This is a genomic window from Thiocapsa sp. UBA6158 (assembly GCF_002423035.1).
Classification (GTDB): Bacteria; Pseudomonadota; Gammaproteobacteria; order Chromatiales; family Chromatiaceae; genus Thiocapsa.
This window is the reverse complement of sequence record NZ_DIUM01000118.1, coordinates 1-14,242: the sequence shown is the minus strand read 5'-3', so window position 1 is coordinate 14,242 and position 14,242 is coordinate 1. Positions and strand designations below refer to the sequence as shown.

Sequence of the window (14,242 nt, the reverse complement as noted above, 5' to 3'; positions counted from 1 at the left end):
CAATCAAGCAAATCCGGAGGTGGGGTTAAATTCCACCCAAGCACACTACAATGAAAAAAGGCCCAGCACTGATCGGTGCTAAGCCTTTGTTCTATTTGGCGCGCCCGGAAGGATTCGAACCTCCGACCACCTGGTTCGTAGCCATATCGTGGCGGATTATCGCGAAAATCCGCGAACAACTGCGAGCAAAATATACCGATAATTACCAGTCATCTAGTGCTACCATGTGTTCGTCCCCGTTCGCTTTTGTTCGCCGATTGCCAGCGTGAAACGGGGACGGAACGGGGACGAGAGTATCAGCGACTCGGGGGCGCATGACATGGCACTACTGACGGTTCGAGAGCTGCGGGCGATGAAGGACGGGGACCGCTTGAGCGAGAGTGCGGGGCGGGGACAGGGCACCTTGAGGTTCCGCAAGACCGGGGGACGGGTCCGGGTCTACTTCCGGTTCACCAAGCCGGACGGAAGCCGCGACGAGCTCCCCCTCGGCTGGTACGACGAAGGGGGCCGAGACGGCTGGACATTGATTCAGGTCAGGGATGAAGCCGTCAAGATGCGCGAGCGGCTACAGTCCGGCTCGGGTGACGTGCGAGCGGACCAAGAAGCCGAGAAGGCGGCACGGGATGCCGAGCGCAAGGCGCTGGAGCGAGCGAGAGAGGAAGCCGAGCGTAAGATCCTGGAACGCGAGCAATACACCCTGTCCGCGCTGTGCGGCGCCTACGTGCGGATGCTCGAAGCCAACGGCAAGACGAAGAGCGCGAGCGACACCCGATCCATCCTCAACGTCCACGTCGCGAAGGCGCATCCGGAGATTGCGGGGCTGCCGGCCAACGAGATCACTCCGCGGCAGATCGCAGCCATGGTGCGCACGGTCCGAGAGGCTGGGAAGGAGTCGGCAAGCGGACAACTGCGCACCTACCTCCATGCTGCGTTCGGTGCGGCGATCCGCGCGCCGTTTGATTCCTCTCTGCCGAGCGAACTCATCCCGTTCAATGTCGAGACGAATCCCGTAGCGGCCGTGCCTACGATCCGCAGGCGGGCCGGCGAGCGCGCACTGAGCAAGGCCGAACTACTGGAGTATTTAGGGCACCTGGGGGACGGGATTGTCGATCAGGTGTTGTTGCTCGCATTACTGGCTGGCGGTCAGCGCATGGCTCAACTGCTGCGGGCGCGTGTCGGGGATTGGGATCAGGGAGTCTTGAGGCTATGGGACGGCAAGGGGAAGCGGCAGAAGCCCCGCGAGCACCTGCTGCGCTTGGGCCCAAAGGGTGCCGAAGTGGTCGAAGGGCTGATTGCTCGGGCGCGGGAGCTTTCCGCGGGCGACCCTAACCCTTCGCTGTTCGGATCAACCGATCGGTACGGCCACCCCGCGGTGATGGTCTACACGACGGCGAGCGCGCGGGTCTCGGCCATCTCGAAAGCAATGGGCGGCGAGTCGTTCGATTTGCGCGACATCCGCCGCACGGCAGAAACACAACTGGCGGGTTTGGGAGTCAGCCGGGACGTTCGGGCGCAACTGCTCAGTCACGGGATCTCGGGCGTGCAGGCCGTCCACTATGACCGACACACATACATGGACGAGAAGCGGGCCGCGCTGCTCGCATGGGAGCGGCACCTAGGGCAGCTAAAGGAAGGCGAGACGGGATCGAACGTGGTCGAGATCAAGCGTCGCGCGGGGGCTGCCTGATGGCCGGGACAGATGGCAAGGCGCGACTGCGCCGCGCGCGTATCAGGCGAATCATCCTCGATAGGCTGGACGAAGCGACAGCGGCCGGCCTGTCGCTCGACGGACAAGGGGCTATGCTGCGCCTGGCTGCGAACCCGCTCTCTGAGGTGGACGCGATCGTCGCAATCAACGCATACCTCGATGGCGGGCTCCCGCTTCCACCGATCTTCTATCCCTGGCTGCGCAAGGCCATGAGCGCAGCCGCCAGCCAACCCGGCAATAAGCAGCGACTCCGAGCCAAGGCCACCGAAGAAAAGAAGCGAAAAGCCGTCTGGATGGTCGTGGGCGAGTGGTCATTCGGAGGCACCAAGGACGACGCCATAGAGTGGGTTGCCTCAATGACCGGGTATTCTGCTGACACGCTAAAGCAATACTGCAAAGACAACCGCGAATGGGTCGATGAGGCATGGAGACTTGCCGCGGCCCACCCTGTCGTGACCTTCACTGTCCCTGATGGCGTACTGGGCGCGGGAGTCACCTTCACTCGCCGCTGCGTGCGTACACGCCACGATGAGTAATGAAATCGGGCGGTTTCGTTCCCTCCCGCCGAGTCCCGCCGCTCCGTAAAGTACCGCGTACATCCAAACGGAGACACGCGGACAATGAAACAACAGCCTCGCAGTATCGAGCCCGTCGGGCTCTCCATCGAAGAGACGATCAAGGCCACCGGCCTTGGCCGGACCAGCATCTACAAGGAAATCGCTGAAGGGCGGCTGAAGACCTACCGGGTCGGGCGCCGCCGCTTCGTCGCTGCCGATGCGCTGCGCCAATGGGTTGATTCCCATCAGCAGCGCGAATGCGCATAGGAGGTGCCGACCATGAAAACCACCGAACGCACACCCGAACGCTGCGGAAACATCATTCTTGCCCATGCCGACGAATTGACCGACGTGGCCGCCGCAATCGGCACCACCGCAACCCTGTTGCGCGAGGTCATGACCGAGCAATCGCTCGACCACAACGGCAATTGGCCGGCGACCTGGCACCCTGGGCGCGTGGACGCTGTTCTCGCATTGATCGACGCATCGGCGTCGAAGCTCGGGGAGTCGATCGAGTTTGCGACCCAAGAATGACCCGCCCCCCTGACCGGACCCGCAACCCATGAACCAACACCCCGCCCTCAGCGCAAGAGTGCTCTCGGCATCGACATCCCCGAGGATCAACCGATGGCACTGTCCACAAATGAAAACGCCTCGACCGTGAGGAGCGGTCGAGGCGCAAAACAACAAGACAAACAACCGATTGGCGAGACGAAGTATAGCATCAAGGTCGGCATCCGTCTCGGCGCCGCCTGCTTCGTGGGCGTCGCGATTGCCTCATGGTGCTCCGGCGTGGGTCCGATTCTCGGTGGTTCAGCATGAGCGCCGCCGCATCACCCGCCGCAGACGGGGACATCCTCACGCGCGCCTGCCCGAAGTGCGGGGCGTCCGCCGAATATCCCGATTGCGAGGCTTGCGGGCATCGGTTCGATGAGGCGACCGTGACCTATACGGTATGGCCGGACGTGGGCGGAAGGACGATTCAGCGCATCGAGGGCAAGCCCTGGGCACAGCTCACGGGCTGGATCGAGGCCCAAGCCGAATACAAGGTCAAGACCGACTGCCCCCTGGTGAAGCTCGCCAGCTTCGGACCGGCCCGCACCGAGAAAGGGAGCCTTCGACACGACCTAAATGTGATCGAGGTCTTCGGGATCGAAGGCGACTATGACGCGGGGCAGATGACTCCCGAGGCCGCGATAGCACGCCTGGAAGAATTCCAGCTCCGCGCCTGCGTCTATACCTCCTGGTCCCACACTCCCGAGGCCCCGAAGTGGCGCGTCCTGGTTCCGCTTGCGCGGCCCGTGGAGCCCGCCCGGCGACTGGTCTATGCCGAGACCTTGAACGGCATGCTCGGGGGCATCCTGGCCCCGGAGTCGGGCGTTCTGTCGCAATCCTACTTCGTCGGTCGCAAACCGGGAGCCGAGTTCCGGGTTCTGCACACCTTCGATGATCCTGCGGACGGATTCTGTCTCGACGAAATCGACGGCATCGAAGCCGAGCGCATCGCGTTTCGAGCAAAGGCCGAAGCGGCAAACGATCCAGGCGGGACCGCCACCGGCACGCAACACGATTACCTCGCTGAACTGTTGGCCGGCGACGACGTGCATGGCAATGCCCTGAAGATCGTGGGGCGCCTGGTGTGCAAGGGTCTGGACGATTTGACCATCAAGCAGGTTTTCGCAGGGCTCGCCGTGCATGTTGCTGCGGCCCGTGGGCAAGAGCGCGCCGCGGACCTGACCGGCTCGGAGCTGGATCGGATGATTCAAGGGGCGCGGGCGAAGGGCTACGCAAAGGGAACCGCCGACATGGACGCATTTCTCGCGCGGATTCGAGGCGAGGCGGGGACCGATCCCGAGCCCGAGACGAATGCCGAGCCCGAGCAACCCCAACCCGCACAGAGCCCGCCGCCCCCGGCACCGGCGCCGAAGCCCGTCATCCGGTTTACGCCTGTCTGCGATCTGTTGGAGCAACCCGCGCCGCTGTCCTGGTTGATCCGAGGCGTCCTACTGCCCGGAGCTCAAACCCTGGTGTTCGGGGATCCGGCCGTGGGGAAGTCTCTGCTCACCCTGTCATGGGCTGCCAGCATCGCGATGGGTCGGGACTGGTGCGGGCGTACCGCGCGGGCGGGTTGCGTCATCTATCTGGCCGGCGAGGGGCAATTCGGCATCCGCCGCCGCCTGCTGGCATGGGGAATCGCCAACGACTGCCTTGAGGCGCTGCGCATGGCCCCGCTGTTCGTCTCCGACAGTGGTGCCGACCTGACCGACGCGGGGAGCCTGGAAGCCGTCGTAACCGTCGTGGACGGCATTGCAGGCATGGCCGGGACACCCGCCCTGATCGTCGTGGACACCCTGCATCGCAACATCGGCGGACGCGACGACAGCAGCAGCGTGGACATGGGGCTCTACACCAGAGCGACAGACGCACTGATCCAGCGTTACGGCTGCACCGTGCTGACCGTCCATCACGCGGGGCACGGGGACAAGACCCGTTCGCGGGGATCGAGCGCGATTCGCGGCGCGTTGGATGTCGAATATGGGCTGATCGAGAACGACGGCGTTCGGACCTTGGCCGCCACGAAGATGAAGGACGCACCCAAGCCCGCGCCGATGGGCTTCGAGCTGGAGCAGGTGCAACTCCCGTGGAGCGACGACCAAGGCGAGCCCGAGACTTCCGTCGTCCTGGTCGAGACCGAGGGCACCGGCAAGGCGCGCAAGGCCGTGACGCCGACGCAACGCCTGGCGTTCGAGGCGCTGCTGTTCGCGATCGAGGAAAGCGGGTTTCCGCCACCGGCACACATCGCCGAGACGCTGCCCGAAGGCGCACGCCTGGCCGGGCTGGAGAGCTGGCGACGCGAGTTCTACGCCCGGCACATGGGCGACTCGACGAACGCGAAGAAGAAGGCGTTTCAGCGGGCGCGGAGCGACTTGGCAACGCTCGGAGCGATCGGGCATCAGGATGACGCCTATTGGCCTACGCCCGGTTGCGGAGGCAACGCCGGGTTGCTCGGGATGGTCCAGGGTCACGCCGTCGTTCGAGGACTTCGGGAGGTCAAAAATGCCGCCTGAAAGACCAACCGAAACGCTCGCGAAGCGGGACATTTTGCCAATGTCCCGCCCCCGAAAACGGATACCCGAGTCATGTATAGGGTTTTCGCTCGCGATGTCCCGCCTAAATCCAGCAACCACGGGGCTTGAAGGCCAACGGGACAACCGGGACAAACCGGGCCAATGTCCCGCCTGTCCCGACCGGGACACGGGACACCACCCTATAGGGGGTGTCCCGCCTGTCCCGAGGACAGAAAACGGCACGACCGGAGGGCGAATTCGAGAGCGGGCGAGTCGTGCGCATGGGTGCGCTCGGGAGGCCAAGCCATGACCACGATCAAGCCCACGTTCACCCTGATCGAGCCTGACCCCGCGCCGATCCCTCGCGACGAACACGGATTTCCGCGACGCCCGTACATCGCCGAAGACGAGTTCTATTGCGCGTGGGGATCGGATGAAAGCTCGTTCGGCGAGGTTGCGGGCCTTCCTTGGGACGAAGCGCTTTCGGTCTTTCGCCAATGGTGGAGCGAGCGCCAAGAGCAGGCCGAACGGCAAGCCGAGATCCGCATCCGCCGCGCCAAGATCCGGGAGGTCAAACCATGAGCGACCATGCAGAGTTCTCTACCGCCGAGGACGACAACAACCCAGGCTGGCAGGCCCGCATCGCCAACGGATACCTCGTCAACCCGCCGCCCCGGTATCGGCCCGAGCCAAAACCCAAAGCGAGCAAAGGCCCCGCCTGGTGGACCGGGCACGGACCATACCCCGTGCGCTGCTCCGATTGCGCGCACTGGCGTGGGCGGCACGGCTGGTGCCCGGTCGCACGCAAGCAGGCCCGCAGCGCCCGAGCGTGGCGTCGATGCGACGCCTTCGAGCCGCGTGCCGTGCAAGCGCAGGAACGGCCCGTAGAGGCGTCGGCACCGCCCGAGGTGCGGACACACCGGCCCGAGCCGATCGAGCGCGTGCGCCGCCGCCTGGTGGAATTGGGGATGCTCGATCTGCTCTCGGAGCTGGTGAGCATCGGCGGGGGCTCCGTCGGCGTGCGGTTTCGCCCCGGTCTGTCCGATCTCGAAACCATCGAGGTGCATGGCGTCATCGAGGCCGCGATGCTGGCCGCCGCGATGGACGACCGAACGAGCGCAGCCTGACCGCAGGCGAAAACCTAGGAAAACCTTAGACCCGCGGCACCGAATCGGCGCCCCGGATCACTCCCAACCGGGCAGGGGTACCCCTGCCCTCACACCAACCGAAAGGAACGAAAACGTGACGATTTCACAAACCGAACAAGCCTCCCGCAAAGTCCGGCGCGCTCAAGCCGAGATCGACCGGCGCCTCGAGGACGGCGCCGACGCCAGCACCGCGCGTGCGGATCTACTCACCGCACAGAACGAACTCGAAGCCGCGCAGGTTGCAGCGCAGGAGCGCCAAGCCGCCGACGAGCAGCGCATCGAAGCCGAGGCCGGCGAGCTGATCGCCGAGGTCGCGGGGGAGGTCTCCGCGGGCGTTGCGCAGATCCTTCAGCGCATCGGCCCGTTGCCCGAGCCACGCATCCAAGCGCAGTGGGCCGTGGGCGTTGCGCGGGCGCGTCGCGAGCTGGCGGCACTGCGCGTCGAGGTCGAAGCCGTCCGCGAGCGGCTGACGGGCCAACAGACGCGCCTGAGCAGCCTCACGGCCGATCGTCAGTCGGTGATCGCGCGTCGGCTGGCGGGCGACGAGCGCGACACTGACGGGGCGACGCTGGCCTTGCTGGACGCCGACATCGAAGGACTGTCAGGTCTGGCGAGCCGTACCGCGGCCGAGCTGAATCGGCTGGAGACGGCACTATCCGAGGCAACCGACCGTCATGCCCAGGCCGAGCGTCGATGGAGCGGAGCGGTCGAGGGCGCATGGACCGGGGCGCTGTCCGAGCTGGCCCTGATCGCCGAGGGTGTCATCGTGGAAGTGTCCGGCGCAATGCGTGTGCACGGCGGGGATCGGAAGCGTTGGAGTCCTTCGCTTGAGGTCTCCAACTTGTTGCATGGTCGAACCTTCTGATCGGCGAATGCGCCCGGCTCCGACCGGGCGCGTAAAATGCGGAGGTCGAATCACCGGAGGTCCGCCATGCAAAGCCGAGTCACCCGCGCCGATGTCCTCGATCTGATTCGTCGTCGATTCGAGGTCGAGGTCTTCAGCACCATCGACATTGCGGACGGGCTCGGTTGCGAGGAATACCGGGTGCGGGGCGCGCTGGCTTGGCTCGTGGCTGGCGGGGTTATCCGCACTGCCGGGACCACGGAGCGTCGAGACAGATCCAACGTGCGCTATCCCGCCAAGCTGTACCGCTGGTCTGGCCGATCCGAGATCCGGCGAGTCCCGCAAGACCGTGAAGCGCGGCATCTCATCGCGAGCCCCGCACCGACCGCGAACGAATGGCTATCGAGGGCTTGGACATGAATGGACCTACGGACTGGGCGGATGGGCTGACCGAGAGGCAGAGGCGGTTCTGCGAGGCTTACTCGTCCAACGGCGGGAATGCGCTCGATGCGGCTCGTCAAGCGGGCTACAAGAAGCCTGATCCCCAAGGCGCTGAGAACCTAGGAAAACCCAGTATCAAGGCCGCTATCGAGAAGCTGCGCCTCGCGACAACCTCCGCGGCGATCATGACCCGCCAAGAGCGCCAAGCGTTTTGGACGCTGGTTGCTCGATCGAAGGACGAGGACATGAAGGACCGGCTCAAGGCATCCGAGCTGCTGGGTAAGAGTCAGGGCGATTTCATCAGCCGCACCGAGATCACGGGCGCGAACGGCGGGCCGATTGTCTCGGAGGTCCGCGTTCGGTTCGTGGGGTAGCGGCAGCCAACGGCGGCAGGGATCTCCTCATTTCTGAGGAGATGTCCGCCGCTGGATCTGCTCACGAAAACTCAAGTTTGGGCTGTCCGAATCGCTCGCCGATCGGGTCTCGCCTTCCGACAGGCATCCGCCTCAAACAGCAACTGCACCTAGCCGACTGTCCGCCCGTGACAGTCACACGCTTGCATGCTTCCGTGACAGTCACGATACTGAGGGCACCCATCCCCCGTGACAGTCACGCACATGACCGAGACACAAAAACGACCGGCACGCACACCGGCACAGCGACGCGCGGACCTTCGCGCGCGTGCCGTCACCTTGCTGATGGACGACGAAGCGGCACTGCTCAAAGCCGCCGATTCCCTGGTCATCGAGGCGCTGCTCTACAGCTACCGGCGCAAGCTCCCGCATGACTTCGCGGCGCTGTCGGCTGAATTGCTGCGGAGACTGCAAGCGGCTCGCGTGACAGTCACGCAGACAGCCGAGGATGGTGCCGAGCCTGATAGCGCGTCACCGTGACGAGACCGGAGCAGGGACAGGCCCCGAGACCGCACAGCAAGCCCGTGGAGCGCGCGGCGAGCGCCGGGCGATGGATCGCACTAACGGCACCCGCAACCGGGCCAGCCGATCGGTTAAGAAAAGCTAAGGTCGCGCGGCTGGTCAGGGGCGAGTGCACTCGGGGTGCCCGGCGAAATCTCACTGCGCAAACTTGCGCAGTCAGAATCCACGAACAGCCTCGTCGCTGGTCCGGGGTGAGCCTCCGACGACAGCAGACCGGGGCGAGCGAATCGCCTCAAGAGCACGACCAAACGGGGACCGAGCGGGGACGGAAGTGCCTGAAAAGCAGAAGGGGTTACTCGGTTATTCGAGTAACCCCTTGTTTTTATGGCGCGCCCGGAAGGATTCGAACCTCCGACCACCTGGTTCGTAGCCAGGTACTCTATCCAGCTGAGCTACGGGCGCTTGAAGTTTGGCGCTCCATCCGTGGAGGCTCTATCCAGTCCGGCATGCCTGCGGACTGATTGAGCGTTGGCGGGACGATTGTTGCCGCCACCACCGAGCCGCGTATCTTCCGGATCCGGAGGGTCATTGTCAAGCGCCCCGCGCTATTTTGTTCGTAATGCCAATGCGGTGTGTGGTCGGGCGGAAGCCTCGGGGCGCGGCCTCGGCCGGATCCGGGTCGACGCGGTTGCTGGACCGCTGCCCCAGGCATCCGCTACCATCGGCTCGGGTCATACGTCCAAGCTGGACCGCGCATCTTGAGGTCCGGGACTCGGGCGGGATCCGCGAATCGAAGGGCAGACGACCCCGAATCCGGGTTGTCGTGCCGGCGTCTTGCAGCGACCACCATCCTTCGGCGTCAGACCATGCGCATCCTCCTCATCCTGATCGTCGCCGCTTGGGGAACCATCGCGCTCCTGACCTTCGCGACGACATCCAACAAAACGCTCGACGCCAAGTTGACCGCGGCCTATCTCCTCGCTTGGCCGGTCCTGGTCGTCGCGCTCTTTCTGAACGAGCCTGTGCCGCTTTGGCTCGCGGTGCCGACCTTGTTCGGTTTTTTGCCCTGGTTCCTGGCCGGACCGCACCTGTACGCGATCGTGCGTGACCCGAGCCGCTCCAGACCCGACGAGATCATCGGCATTCCACGCGCCTACTGGAAATGGGGCGGAATCGGCTCGATTCTGCTCGGTCTGGCCTTTGATGGATTCGTCTGAGGATCCGTCCGACGGCGTACACTGCTTGGCCGCGGGTCGCCTCGGCCATCTCATCCGCCCAATGTTCGACGACCCGAAACCATGAACCGACACGACTCCATTGCCGATCTCATCGCGATCGTCGCGCGCCTGCGCGATCCGCAGGACGGCTGCCCCTGGGATCAGGAGCAGACGTTCCGCAGCATCCTGCCCTTCACCTTGGAGGAGGCCTACGAGGTCGCCGAGGCGATCGAGAACGAGGATATGAAGGAGCTGCGTGAAGAACTGGGCGACCTGCTGTTGCAGGTGGTCTATCACGCGCGGATCGCCGAGGAGCAAGGCAGCTTCGCCTTCCCCGACGTGGTGCAGTCGATCAGCGAGAAGATGATCCGCCGTCATCCGCATGTCTTCGGGGATGCGACGCTCGAGGACGAGGAAGCGGTGCGGGCGAACTGGGAGCGCGAGAAGGCGGCGGAGCGCGCAAGCAAGCGTCAGCGACCGGTGGGGAGCGTGCTCGAAGGGGTTGCTCAAGCCCTCCCCGCCTTGGTACGGGCCGAGAAGCTGCAGAAGCGCGCGGCGGTCGTCGGCTTCGATTGGGACGAGATGGAAGAGGTCTTCGACAAGGTGCTCGAAGAGCTGCAGGAGTGTCGCGAGACGCTGCGCGCCCACGCCGAGCCCACCGAGCGGGTCCATGAGGTCGGCGATCTGCTGTTCTCTTGCGTGAACCTGGCCCGTCATATGGGCGTGGACGCCGAGCAGGCGCTGCGGGCGGCGAACCACCGTTTCGAACGACGCTTCGGGCGTGTCGAGGTGTGTCTGCGCGCCGGCGGCCAGTCGCCGAGTGTTGCGGTGCGCGAGGAGATGGAACGGCTGTGGAACCTCATCAAATCCGAGGAGCGTTAAAACCGCGTCTCTTGGCGATAAGCTCGGTCGTCACCCGGACTCACTCTCGAAGTCATCGACAGGCGTCGGAGCGGACGCGGTTTTAAGATGTTTTCCAAGACCGAACCGCATCCTGCCGAGGCATGTGCAGGAGGTGGTGCTGGCTTGACCCTTAACGGTCGGATTTCACTCTGGACGCGGTTCACCCATGAGCTATCTCGATAAGATTTATGCCTGCAATGACTGGGAGCCGGCTGTATTTGTGCCCTTCATCCGGAGGGGCGAGCGTCTCGGGAGCCTGCGGCGCAGTGCCGCCGAGGCGCTTCGGCGCTGGCCAACACAGTTTCGCGTCACGGAGACGGCGGTCGAGTGGGTCGAGACGCCGGATGACTTCGAGGGCTGCACCTTGGCGCTGGCCGAGGTGTCGCGAGGGCTCGTCGACGAGGGCGTGATCCCCTATCTGCACGGCGAGCAATACCCCGTCACTGCAGGCGGGCGCGAGGCGGCACGTTGTCTGGTCGACCGGGCCTGCGCGCCCTTCTTCGGGATGCGTGCCTTCGGTCAGCATCTGAACGGCTTCGTGCGGACCGCGCGCGGGATCGAGATGTGGATCGGTCGGCGCTCCGCGGATCGCAAGCTCTACCCCGGTCGCCTGGATAACCTTGTTGCGGGCGGGTTGCCCCACGGCATCGCTCTGGTCGAGAATCTGCGCAAGGAATGCGCGGAGGAGGCCGGCATGCCCCCTACCCTTGTAGACCGGGCGGTGGCCGTCGGAGCCGTCACCTACTGTCGCGATTCGGATCGCGGACTGAAGCCGGATGTCATGTTCTGCTACGATCTCGAGCTTCCCGAGGAGTTCGAGCCGCGCTGCACCGACGGGGAGGTGGAAACCTTCTATCGCCTGCCGGTGAAGGAGGTCGCGCAGATCGTCCGCGAGACCCATGACTTCAAGCTCAACTGCAACCTGGTCATCATCGATTTTCTGGTCCGCCACGGACTGATCCCTCAAGATGACCCGCAGTATGTCGCGATCATACAGGGTCTGCGTTCCCCATTGCCCTCGTCGGATCAACGCCCGACTCCGACCAACTGACAGGGCCGCTGCGGCGGCAAAGGCACTATGAGCCCAACTCGATTCCCGATTCAAAGACGCCGCACCGTCCCGGTACGCATCGGCCCGGTGACGGTCGGCGGTCAGGCCCCGATCGTGATCCAGTCCATGACCAACACGGACACCGCGGACATCGCGTCCACGGTCCGGCAGGTCGCCGAGCTGGCGCGCGCCGGCTCGGAGGTGGTGCGGATCACGGTCAATCACGAGTCTGCGGCGCGCGCGGTCCCGGCGATCCGTGAGGCGCTGGACGCGCAGGGCTGCAGCGTGCCCTTGGTCGGCGACTTCCATTTCAACGGCCACCGCCTGCTCACGGATTATCCGGAGTGTGCCGAGGCGCTCGCAAAGTACCGCATCAACCCGGGCAATGTCGGTCGCGGCGAGAAGAGGGACAGCCAGTTTGCGACCATGATCGAGATCGCCTGCCGCTATGACCGGCCGGTGCGCATCGGGGTCAACTGGGGCAGCCTGGATCCGGACCTGATCGTGCGCATGATGGACGAGAACGCGCGCGCGCCCGAGCCGCGGGATGCCGAGCAGGTGATGCGCGAGGCGATGGTGGAGTCCGCCATCTCGAGCGCCGAGCGCGCCGAGCAGGTCGGCCTGCCGCGCGATCGCATCATCCTGTCCTGCAAGATGAGCGGCGTGCAGGATCTGATTGCGGTCTATCGTATGCTGGCCGATCGCGGCGACTATGCCTTGCATCTCGGCCTGACCGAAGCCGGCATGGGATCGAAGGGGATCGTCGCCTCCACCGCCGCCTTGTCGGTGCTGCTGCAGGAGGGCATCGGCGACACCATCCGTATCTCGCTCACCCCGGCACCCGGCGAGGCACGCACCCGCGAGGTCTTGGTCGCCCAGGAGATCCTGCAGACCATGGGGATGCGCTCCTTCGCACCCATGGTCACCGCCTGCCCGGGATGCGGACGCACGACCAGCGACACCTTTCAGCATCTGGCCCAAGACATTCAGGCCTATCTGCGCGAGCAGATGCCGGAGTGGCGCACCCGTTTTCCGGGTGTCGAGACCATGCAGGTCGCAGTCATGGGCTGTGTGGTGAACGGCCCCGGCGAGAGCAAGCACGCCAACATCGGGATCAGCCTGCCCGGCAACGACGAGCGCCCCTCCGCACCCGTCTATGTCGACGGCGAAAAGGTCGCCACACTCAAGGGCGACGGGATCGCCGAGCAGTTCAAGCGGATGGTCGACGACTATATCGAGACCCACTATCGGGCGCAGTGACGGGACGTCGATCGGGTCCACTCCGATCATTTCGGAGAAAAAACGACCAGTGTGCAACAGAGGAGGAGACATGAAAAAAACGATTCCCGCACTCATCGCCGCCGTGTCGATCTGCGGACCGGCCATCGCCGATGGTCCGATGGTGGTTCCGTTGCAGCGTCTGTCGATGGATGCGGCGGTAAAGATCGCGCAAGGGGCGATCGAGGAATGTCGCGAGAAAGGGATCCAGATCGCCGTGACCGTGGTCGACCGCGAAGGCACGGTGCAGGTGACGCTCCGCGACACCATCGCCGCGCCCATCACGGTGCCGATCAGCAAGATGAAGGCCTTCACCGCAGTGAACTTCAACGCCGCGACCTCGGCCATGGCCGACCGTGCCGATACGCCGATCGGGCGTGTCGAGGGTCTGGTGATGTCCGCAGGCGGGGTTCCTGTCCTGCTCGGCGGCTCGTCGCTGGTGGCCGGGGTCGGCGTCAGCGGCGCACCCTCCGGGGAGACCGACGAGGAATGTGCGCTCGCCGGGATTGCCGAGATCCAGGACGACCTGGATATGGCGATGTAGGGCTGAGCCGCGTCCGGTTGGATTCGAGTCGGATCGTAGGAACATCGTTGTCAGTTCGACAAACGATCTCGGCGCGACGCGGCTCGGGATGGGTCATTATCCGAAAATGTCTAAACCGCGTCGTGCACGGCGTCTCGGCGATCTTCAGGGGGTTTCGCTCCCGCTAAAGACATGGCATGTCGCGCCTGACGCGGTTTAGGCCCACAACAGGATCGGGGACAACAGATGCGTCTTTTGGAAGCCGAAGCAGCGCTGATTTCAGACCTGAAGGACGAAAGCGAGTTGATCGGCGAAATGCGTCTACCCGCATTCACCGTGGTGACCGCGCGCCACCCGACGCTCGGCAAATTGGTGATCGTCATCGGGCCGGACGGCACGGGTGCGGTCGTCGAGGCGAACGAGTAGATCGGCACCTGCATCAAGGCCCTTTCGAGACCCAGCAAAAGCCGCGACGCGTTTCACGTCGCGGCGCAGGCCGCCGCATCGATGGCGATGCCCACTGCGTACCGATCAAATGAAACGAAGCGCTCGTGCAAGCGCCTCACGTCCGGCTCAGGCGGCCGGACGCGATACGCTCCTTAGACGCATCCCATTATACACAACTTTGA

At 64.7% G+C, this 14,242-nt stretch carries 18 protein-coding genes and 1 tRNA gene; 18 read left to right on the top strand and 1 reads right to left on the bottom strand.

Going from position 1 to position 14,242, the window contains the following annotated elements:
• The first annotated feature begins 319 nt into the window (after positions 1 to 319).
• The 12 genes from B4N44_RS16305 to B4N44_RS16250 all read left to right on the top strand — a co-directional run bounded on the left by B4N44_RS16305 (position 320) and on the right by B4N44_RS16250 (position 8,659).
• Positions 320 to 1,687, top strand: a complete 1,368-nt coding sequence (locus B4N44_RS16305) for a tyrosine-type recombinase/integrase (RefSeq protein ID WP_296703011.1) — start codon at positions 320 to 322, stop codon at positions 1,685 to 1,687.
• Positions 1,687 to 2,244: a hypothetical protein gene (locus B4N44_RS16300; RefSeq protein WP_296703009.1), complete on the top strand. Its 558-nt coding sequence runs from the start codon at positions 1,687 to 1,689 to the stop codon at positions 2,242 to 2,244. Before B4N44_RS16305 ends, B4N44_RS16300 begins: the two co-directional genes overlap by 1 nt.
• 84 nt (positions 2,245 to 2,328) lie before the next feature.
• Positions 2,329 to 2,532 carry a helix-turn-helix domain-containing protein gene (locus B4N44_RS16295; RefSeq protein WP_296703007.1) on the top strand — a complete coding sequence of 68 codons (204 nt, stop codon included), beginning with the start codon at positions 2,329 to 2,331 and terminating at the stop codon, positions 2,530 to 2,532.
• A 12-nt stretch (positions 2,533 to 2,544) separates the two neighbouring features.
• The gene (locus tag B4N44_RS16290) at positions 2,545 to 2,799 is read left to right on the top strand and encodes a hypothetical protein (RefSeq protein ID WP_296703004.1); all 255 of its coding nucleotides are present in this window, start codon (positions 2,545 to 2,547) and stop codon (positions 2,797 to 2,799) included.
• A gap of 93 nt (positions 2,800 to 2,892) precedes the next feature.
• Entirely contained in the window at positions 2,893 to 3,087 is a 195-nt protein-coding gene (locus B4N44_RS16285) for a hypothetical protein (protein WP_296703001.1), read from the top strand.
• The gene (locus B4N44_RS16280; protein WP_296702999.1) at positions 3,084 to 5,333 is read left to right on the top strand and encodes an AAA family ATPase; all 2,250 of its coding nucleotides are present in this window, start codon (positions 3,084 to 3,086) and stop codon (positions 5,331 to 5,333) included. The genes B4N44_RS16285 and B4N44_RS16280 overlap by 4 nt, the downstream gene beginning before the upstream one ends.
• A gap of 306 nt (positions 5,334 to 5,639) precedes the next feature.
• Positions 5,640 to 5,915 carry a hypothetical protein gene (locus B4N44_RS16275; RefSeq protein WP_296702995.1) on the top strand — a complete coding sequence of 92 codons (276 nt, stop codon included), beginning with the start codon at positions 5,640 to 5,642 and terminating at the stop codon, positions 5,913 to 5,915.
• On the top strand, positions 5,912 to 6,460 hold the full coding sequence (locus B4N44_RS16270; protein WP_296702991.1) for a hypothetical protein: 549 nt from the start codon (positions 5,912 to 5,914) through the stop codon (positions 6,458 to 6,460). Before B4N44_RS16275 ends, B4N44_RS16270 begins: the two co-directional genes overlap by 4 nt.
• 115 nt (positions 6,461 to 6,575) lie before the next feature.
• Positions 6,576 to 7,346, top strand: coding sequence for a hypothetical protein (locus B4N44_RS16265; protein ID WP_296702988.1), 771 nt, complete (start codon positions 6,576 to 6,578; stop codon positions 7,344 to 7,346).
• A 66-nt stretch (positions 7,347 to 7,412) separates the two neighbouring features.
• Positions 7,413 to 7,745, top strand: coding sequence for a hypothetical protein (locus B4N44_RS16260; protein WP_296702987.1), 333 nt, complete (start codon positions 7,413 to 7,415; stop codon positions 7,743 to 7,745).
• The gene (locus B4N44_RS16255; RefSeq protein WP_296702985.1) at positions 7,742 to 8,140 is read left to right on the top strand and encodes a terminase small subunit; all 399 of its coding nucleotides are present in this window, start codon (positions 7,742 to 7,744) and stop codon (positions 8,138 to 8,140) included. The genes B4N44_RS16260 and B4N44_RS16255 overlap by 4 nt, the downstream gene beginning before the upstream one ends.
• A 243-nt stretch (positions 8,141 to 8,383) precedes the next feature.
• Positions 8,384 to 8,659: a hypothetical protein gene (locus tag B4N44_RS16250; RefSeq protein WP_296702981.1), complete on the top strand. Its 276-nt coding sequence runs from the start codon at positions 8,384 to 8,386 to the stop codon at positions 8,657 to 8,659.
• Positions 8,660 to 9,026: 367 nt separating this feature from the next.
• Here the strand turns inward: B4N44_RS16250 and B4N44_RS16245 are convergent.
• Positions 9,027 to 9,103: transfer RNA gene (locus B4N44_RS16245), tRNA-Arg, on the bottom strand.
• Positions 9,104 to 9,507: 404 nt separating this feature from the next.
• On the opposite strand from B4N44_RS16245, the gene B4N44_RS16240 reads away from it, so the two are divergent.
• The 6 genes from B4N44_RS16240 (at position 9,508) to B4N44_RS16215 (ending at position 14,039) form a co-directional block, all read left to right on the top strand.
• On the top strand, positions 9,508 to 9,858 hold the full coding sequence (locus B4N44_RS16240) for a hypothetical protein (RefSeq protein ID WP_296702976.1): 351 nt from the start codon (positions 9,508 to 9,510) through the stop codon (positions 9,856 to 9,858).
• 81 nt (positions 9,859 to 9,939) lie between these two features.
• A complete protein-coding gene (gene mazG / locus B4N44_RS16235; protein WP_296702973.1) occupies positions 9,940 to 10,740 on the top strand; it encodes a nucleoside triphosphate pyrophosphohydrolase in 801 nt (266 codons plus the stop codon).
• A 187-nt stretch (positions 10,741 to 10,927) separates the two neighbouring features.
• Positions 10,928 to 11,812 carry a DUF4743 domain-containing protein gene (locus tag B4N44_RS16230; protein WP_296702971.1) on the top strand — a complete coding sequence of 295 codons (885 nt, stop codon included), beginning with the start codon at positions 10,928 to 10,930 and terminating at the stop codon, positions 11,810 to 11,812.
• 27 nt (positions 11,813 to 11,839) lie between these two features.
• Positions 11,840 to 13,072 (top strand): flavodoxin-dependent (E)-4-hydroxy-3-methylbut-2-enyl-diphosphate synthase, encoded by a 1,233-nt coding sequence (gene ispG / locus B4N44_RS16225; RefSeq protein WP_296702968.1) that lies wholly within the window; start codon positions 11,840 to 11,842, stop codon positions 13,070 to 13,072.
• A gap of 70 nt (positions 13,073 to 13,142) precedes the next feature.
• Complete coding sequence (locus B4N44_RS16220) at positions 13,143 to 13,634, top strand: GlcG/HbpS family heme-binding protein (protein ID WP_296702967.1); 492 nt, start codon at positions 13,143 to 13,145, stop codon at positions 13,632 to 13,634.
• A gap of 225 nt (positions 13,635 to 13,859) precedes the next feature.
• Positions 13,860 to 14,039: a hypothetical protein gene (locus tag B4N44_RS16215; protein WP_296702965.1), complete on the top strand. Its 180-nt coding sequence runs from the start codon at positions 13,860 to 13,862 to the stop codon at positions 14,037 to 14,039.
• Positions 14,040 to 14,242 lie beyond the last annotated feature (203 nt).

Coding starts and splice junctions, on each gene's coding strand:
- B4N44_RS16305 (WP_296703011.1), top strand. CDS start 320: ATGGCACTACTGACGGTTCGAGAGCTGCGGGCGATGAAGGACGGGGAC.
- B4N44_RS16300 (WP_296703009.1), top strand. CDS start 1,687: ATGGCCGGGACAGATGGCAAGGCGCGACTGCGCCGCGCGCGTATCAGG.
- B4N44_RS16295 (WP_296703007.1), top strand. CDS start 2,329: ATGAAACAACAGCCTCGCAGTATCGAGCCCGTCGGGCTCTCCATCGAA.
- B4N44_RS16290 (WP_296703004.1), top strand. CDS start 2,545: ATGAAAACCACCGAACGCACACCCGAACGCTGCGGAAACATCATTCTT.
- B4N44_RS16285 (WP_296703001.1), top strand. CDS start 2,893: ATGGCACTGTCCACAAATGAAAACGCCTCGACCGTGAGGAGCGGTCGA.
- B4N44_RS16280 (WP_296702999.1), top strand. CDS start 3,084: ATGAGCGCCGCCGCATCACCCGCCGCAGACGGGGACATCCTCACGCGC.
- B4N44_RS16275 (WP_296702995.1), top strand. CDS start 5,640: ATGACCACGATCAAGCCCACGTTCACCCTGATCGAGCCTGACCCCGCG.
- B4N44_RS16270 (WP_296702991.1), top strand. CDS start 5,912: ATGAGCGACCATGCAGAGTTCTCTACCGCCGAGGACGACAACAACCCA.
- B4N44_RS16260 (WP_296702987.1), top strand. CDS start 7,413: ATGCAAAGCCGAGTCACCCGCGCCGATGTCCTCGATCTGATTCGTCGT.
- B4N44_RS16255 (WP_296702985.1), top strand. CDS start 7,742: ATGAATGGACCTACGGACTGGGCGGATGGGCTGACCGAGAGGCAGAGG.
- B4N44_RS16250 (WP_296702981.1), top strand. CDS start 8,384: ATGACCGAGACACAAAAACGACCGGCACGCACACCGGCACAGCGACGC.
- B4N44_RS16240 (WP_296702976.1), top strand. CDS start 9,508: ATGCGCATCCTCCTCATCCTGATCGTCGCCGCTTGGGGAACCATCGCG.
- mazG (WP_296702973.1), top strand. CDS start 9,940: ATGAACCGACACGACTCCATTGCCGATCTCATCGCGATCGTCGCGCGC.
- B4N44_RS16230 (WP_296702971.1), top strand. CDS start 10,928: ATGAGCTATCTCGATAAGATTTATGCCTGCAATGACTGGGAGCCGGCT.
- ispG (WP_296702968.1), top strand. CDS start 11,840: ATGAGCCCAACTCGATTCCCGATTCAAAGACGCCGCACCGTCCCGGTA.
- B4N44_RS16220 (WP_296702967.1), top strand. CDS start 13,143: ATGAAAAAAACGATTCCCGCACTCATCGCCGCCGTGTCGATCTGCGGA.
- B4N44_RS16215 (WP_296702965.1), top strand. CDS start 13,860: ATGCGTCTTTTGGAAGCCGAAGCAGCGCTGATTTCAGACCTGAAGGAC.